The organism is Mycobacterium sp. TH-M82 (genome assembly GCF_057473605.1).
In genome coordinates, this window is record NZ_JBYCKY010000886.1 from 1 (window position 1) to 4,790 (window position 4,790).

The window sequence follows — 4,790 nt, forward strand, 5'->3', positions numbered from 1 at the left end:
GCAACGATAGCCGACGACTTCGAGAGTCTCTTCCCGGGATGAATGGGCGCCACACCGGACAACAGGTGGCTGTTGCGCCACTCCTGGATCGCCGACCCTTGCTTCGACCGGGGCGCGTCCTTGAGCCGCAGGTGCGTCGACAACGCCCGCGCCGTCGTCAGACGGGCATCTCACGTGCCACCGCCACGTAAAATGGTCGCGGTGAGGAGGTGGGTCGAGGTGAGCAATCCCGCTGCGCTGGCCGAGACACTGTCTCACGTCACCGAAGCCGAGTACGTCAGGTTCACCGCCGATTGGCTGACCGACGCGGATGACCTCGACTCCGAACCTCCCCTTACCGGAAACCCGGTCATCGACGCGATCGTCTCCGCTGCAGCGGCCCATGCCAAATTCACCACCAGTGGCGAGGTCCCGGCGTGGACCGGCACCCCGAAGCGTGTTCTCGATCGCTTCTGGCACCCCGGTCACCCGAACATGTTCGCCTATTCACTGGTCCACAGCCCCGCATCGTTTTCGCTACACGGGGTGTTGATCGAAGAAGGCTCGCTGGTGTCGGTATGAGTACCCACCGGGTACTCAGTCGGAACGAAATCGTCCGGTTGCTCACCGAAGTCGGTCAATGGCTGGACGAACGGGGTGTGCGCGGTGAACTCTTTGTCGTCGGGGGCGCGGCTATGGCGCTGGCCTATGACGCGCGCCGACTCACCACAGATGTCGACGACGTGTTCGAGCCCAAGTCGATCGTGAACGAAGCTATTCGGCACGTGGCCGGGCAACACGGCCTGTCGGACGACTGGATTAACGACGCGGTGAAGGGATTTCTCCCGGGCAACGACACCAATATCCGTGTGGTGTTGGAGGTAGCTGGGCTACGGGTCAGCATCCCGTCAACCGAATACCTTCTTGCGCTCAAGATCTACGCCGCGCGGCCAGACCGGGATCTCGACGATATCCGGTTTCTCACCGACCAGCTTGGGTTAACGAAATCGCGTCAGGTTCTCGACGTCGCAGAACGATTCTTCGGAGCGAACCGTCCCTCGGTGACCTGGGCGATGCGTCATCGGGACCTTTTGGGTGCCCAACCCGCGTAAGTCAGATACAGCCCCCACAGCGCGAAAGCCACATAGACGGCTCGCCAGAGGTTGACCGCCTCCACCGCGCCGACCGGAACCGACGTGATCGTCGCCGGAAACGCAACCAGGAAAAACCCCTTGATCGTGGTCAGCCAACCCAGCATGGAAACGCTGATCGCCGCGGCCCCGCGCCAATACGGGTGCAGGGCGACGACCACCAGGCCGGCGATCAGCGTGAAGGAGCCAGCCACCCATCCCCACAGCGGATTGGCCGCAAAGTCGGCAATCTGGGTCCACAACTGCGGGGCGTGCACGGCAGCCGTGGCGGCGATGACCGCCAGGAAGGGGCCGATCACGCGGGCGAACCGACGCGTCGTTGCCTGGGACTGCTGTGCGGTGCTCATCGTGCTTTCCATCAGACCCTCATTATGGCTGGTCTGCGCACCGTCGGGCAGCGAAATCTCTCGAACCACAACAATCACACCGGCACCGGCAGAGTTGGTACATGTGATGCTGGAAGGTGATAGCGCCGGCACTGTCGGCCGCTGAGTACAGTCGGCGTATTCCGCTGCGACACAACTGAGGAGAGCACAACCCCGATGGCTGCCACAGCACGGCTAAGGCCGCGACGCCCGCTCAAGGCCCTGATGGTCCGGGTCGCGATTGTGGTCCTCGGCGTCGCGGTCGTCGTCGGTGCGTTGTGGGTCGACCACACCCACCCGCGCCGCCAGCTCGCCCCGATCCCGGCCGCACCGGCGATCGGCCCGGGGATCGGCATCGACATCACCCGAGCCGACGGCTCGCACGGCATCAGCTGCACCGCAGGCTTTTTGTTGCGCACCGCCGACAGCCGGCCCGGACTGCTGTCGGCCGGTCACTGCAACGAGCCGGGCTCAGCAGGCACGGTCGCCATCCACCACGGCGGCCTGTATGTGTATCCGAACGTCGGCCGATTCGCCCAGAGCGAGTACGGCGGTAACGACTGGAGCGACTTCGACATCGGGCTGATCATCCTCGATGACAGCGGCAAGATTCCGCTGACCTCCGACGTCGACGGGCATCCGCTGGTCGGCCTGGCCGAGCGAGTCCAGGCCGGTGAGGTGCTCTGCCATTTCGGGATCCGCAGCAACGAAGCGGTCTGCGGGCCGGTGGTCGTCGTCGAGGAGAACAAAGTGCGGTTTGCCGCCACCGGCAGGTGCGGCGACTCCGGCGGCCCCGTCTACCGACTCCGGCCCGACGGCGCCGCCGAAGCGGTCGGGATCTACGTCGAAGTCTCCAACGGGGACTACTCCGAACCCACATGCGCTGAGCCACAAAAGTTCTCCATCGCCCAGCTGATCAAGCCGTGGCTGAAGTCCTGGGAGCTGACGCTGGTGACGTCGTGAACCTGCCCGCCGGCGTTGTCGGCACGATCATGCGGACCGCTGCCCCGACTGCGGCCTGCTACCGGAGCGCGTTGCGGGCCAGATCGACGGCGTACTGGTTGACGAAGGTGCCCGCCGGCGGATCACCTTTGCCACATGTTCCGTCGGATTCACCGGGACGCTTGATCCACAAGTAGGCGTCGGCGTGCGCTCCCGCGGTAGCCGCGGTAGGCGCGGCGCCCAGCGCCCGGCCGCTGGGGTTGCACCAGTTGAGCCCGGAGTCCGGCGCTGGTCCGACGCCGTTGCGCGACGTGTCGACCACGTAGTGCGAACCATTCGTTAGCGCCGAAATCGCCTCGCCATAACCGATTTCGTCCTCGGTGGTGAAGAAGTTCGCCGTGTTGAGGCTGAAACCCCGCGCGCGGTCGACACCGACCGCGTTAAGCCTGGCAGCCATGTCCTCGGGGCTGTGCCAGCGCAGGTGACCACCGTCGACGTACACGGCCGCGGCGGGATTGCGCGTCAACGTGTCGACGGCGTAGCGAATCAGGTCGAAGCGTTCTTGGCGCTGGCCGGACGACAGGCAGTCGGCCATGGCCAGCGCATCAGGTTCGACGATGATCGCCACCGGCGAAGCGCCCACATCGGCTGCGATGCCGTCGATCCACCCGCGGTAGTCCTCGGCCGTCGCGAAGCCACCCGCAGCGAAGCTGCCACAGTCACGGTGGGGGATTCCATAGAGCGTCAGGACCGGGATGGCACCGGCAGCGGCCGCGTCGCCGGTGTACTTGGCGACCGTCGCCGCCGACGAGCCCGGGACGATCCAGTACGCCTGGGGCGTGTTGGCGATGGCGGTCAACTCCGGACTCGGTGGATCGGCATGCTGCGCGGCCCGCATAGCCGCTGAGGTGGGATTGACATAGAAGGGCATGCCGGCCAGCGGGTTGACCTCACCGGTCAAACGCACCGCCGGAACGGGACCGACCCGCGCCGGGCCGGCGGGAAAACCTATCCCGGCAACGGCTGCAACCGTGAGGAAGGGGGCGATCCATCGTGCGAGTACACCAGCAGTCGAAAACGTCACCCCAGGAAATTAGCGTTCCACAGCATTGAATGGCAATCGCCGGGCGGCAGGTGCTGGCGCGATCAGCGCTCGGCACGGTTGCGGCGTCGTCGGGCTGAGTGCGGCGCGTTCAGGGCCACCGGGTGCGCGGGCAGGCTCGGTGCCGGTCACCGCAGCGACGTGGCGTCCAGGGTCGTCACGCCGAACCGACGCATGACCTCGGAGGTCAGCTCGTCATCGAGATCGATGTTGGTGCGTGTCATACACTAACGACACACATCTGATGCCCGCGATACGCACGCAACGTACAAGGCCGCATCGATCGCTTTCAGCCGGCGCAGTCCACCGCCACCGCAAGTGCATCGCAAACCTGGCGCATGCGGTCGTCGGCAAGCCGACCCAGGCGGTTCACCAGCACCGCCACCGAGACACTTTCGACCGAGTCGAGGTTGACCGCCGAACGCCGCGGAATCGGGTCGAAATCGGGTTCCAGGACCACCTCGCTGGGAAGCCCTCGCAGAGTCGTGGTGCACGGGGCGACAAGTGCCCGTCGAAGCCGCGGGATCGCCGCATCACGAGTCAACACGACGACTGGGCGTCGGCCGACCGCCGGCAACTCGCACCACCACACCTCCCCACGCGCCGGCGGGCCACTCACGAAGTACCCGCCGCTCGCCGCCACGACGCCAGGTCCCCCCAATCGTCGGCTTCATCGGCGGGATGGTCGTCATAGGCACTGTAAGCGGCGTCCAGCTGAGCGGATCGATGCCGAGCGAGCAGTGCCTCAAGAGCCTCGTCGACGAGCGCGGCGTCAGTGATCCCCGACCGCTTGCTGCGGGCGCTGCCCAGAAGCTCGGCGTTCACCGTCGTACTCAAACGTATGCGGTTCATGCCACGATTATGCCTCGATTATGCCACAGATGATCCGCCGTGGCATCAAACCCATTCCTACGGTGACCGCCGGGAGCCGCAGAGCTCGGGGATAACCTCAGCGCCGCCAGCCGAGCGGCCCGGTCTCAGGGGTGTCAGATGCCGGCCTGGTCTGCCACAACGGTGATGCTGCCGTAGTCAGGGCGGCACCGACTAAGGAAGACTAGTCGCGATGACGACAAGCAGACGACGGTTCCTGGCCGGGATGGCGGCCGCGGCAGCCGGGACGGCGGTCGGTGGGTGCTGGCCGCGCCAGACGACGGCAGGTGCGGACACCATCTTCATCGGCGGGCCGGTGGTGACGGTGACGCCGTGGGCGCCGGAGGTTGAAGCGCTGGCGGTGACCGGCAGCCGGATCAG

Annotated in this window: 8 protein-coding genes and 1 pseudogene; 4 read left to right on the forward strand and 5 right to left on the reverse strand. The window is 66.0% G+C overall.

Features of this window, described 5'->3' with window-relative positions:
- The first annotated feature begins 201 nt into the window (after window positions 1-201).
- Complete coding sequence (locus tag AC2VON_RS25825; protein WP_486955356.1) at window positions 202-561, forward strand: hypothetical protein; 360 nt, start codon at window positions 202-204, stop codon at window positions 559-561.
- Complete coding sequence (locus AC2VON_RS25830) at window positions 558-1,091, forward strand: DUF6036 family nucleotidyltransferase (RefSeq protein WP_486955357.1); 534 nt, start codon at window positions 558-560, stop codon at window positions 1,089-1,091. The genes AC2VON_RS25825 and AC2VON_RS25830 overlap by 4 nt, the downstream gene beginning before the upstream one ends.
- On the opposite strand, the gene AC2VON_RS25835 is transcribed toward AC2VON_RS25830, so the two are convergent.
- Window positions 1,058-1,477, reverse strand: a complete 420-nt coding sequence (locus tag AC2VON_RS25835) for a hypothetical protein (protein WP_486955358.1) — start codon at window positions 1,475-1,477, stop codon at window positions 1,058-1,060. The two genes, AC2VON_RS25830 and AC2VON_RS25835, sit on opposite strands and share 34 nt — an antisense overlap.
- 195 nt (window positions 1,478-1,672) lie before the next feature.
- Between AC2VON_RS25835 and AC2VON_RS25840 the strand changes: the two genes are divergently transcribed.
- Entirely contained in the window at window positions 1,673-2,458 is a 786-nt protein-coding gene (locus AC2VON_RS25840; RefSeq protein WP_486955359.1) for a chymotrypsin family serine protease, read from the forward strand.
- A gap of 58 nt (window positions 2,459-2,516) precedes the next feature.
- On the opposite strand, the gene AC2VON_RS25845 is transcribed toward AC2VON_RS25840, so the two are convergent.
- The 4 genes and pseudogenes from AC2VON_RS25845 to AC2VON_RS25860 all read right to left on the reverse strand — a co-directional run.
- Complete coding sequence (locus AC2VON_RS25845; RefSeq protein ID WP_486955360.1) at window positions 2,517-3,521, reverse strand: glycoside hydrolase family 6 protein; 1,005 nt, start codon at window positions 3,519-3,521, stop codon at window positions 2,517-2,519.
- A 146-nt stretch (window positions 3,522-3,667) separates the two neighbouring features.
- On the reverse strand, window positions 3,668-3,763 hold the full coding sequence (locus tag AC2VON_RS25850; protein ID WP_486955361.1) for a type II toxin-antitoxin system VapB family antitoxin: 96 nt from the start codon (window positions 3,761-3,763) through the stop codon (window positions 3,668-3,670).
- A gap of 65 nt (window positions 3,764-3,828) precedes the next feature.
- Window positions 3,829-4,158: a type II toxin-antitoxin system PemK/MazF family toxin gene (locus tag AC2VON_RS25855; protein ID WP_486955362.1), complete on the reverse strand. Its 330-nt coding sequence runs from the start codon at window positions 4,156-4,158 to the stop codon at window positions 3,829-3,831.
- Window positions 4,155-4,403 (reverse strand): annotated as a pseudogene (locus tag AC2VON_RS25860) (type II toxin-antitoxin system antitoxin MazE5); the annotation flags it as partial. The gene AC2VON_RS25855 and the pseudogene AC2VON_RS25860, both read right to left, overlap by 4 nt.
- 199 nt (window positions 4,404-4,602) lie before the next feature.
- Here AC2VON_RS25860 and AC2VON_RS25865 point away from each other — a divergent pair.
- Window positions 4,603-4,790 (forward strand): twin-arginine translocation signal domain-containing protein (locus AC2VON_RS25865; RefSeq protein ID WP_486955363.1); only part of this gene is annotated, 188 nt, incomplete at its 3' end.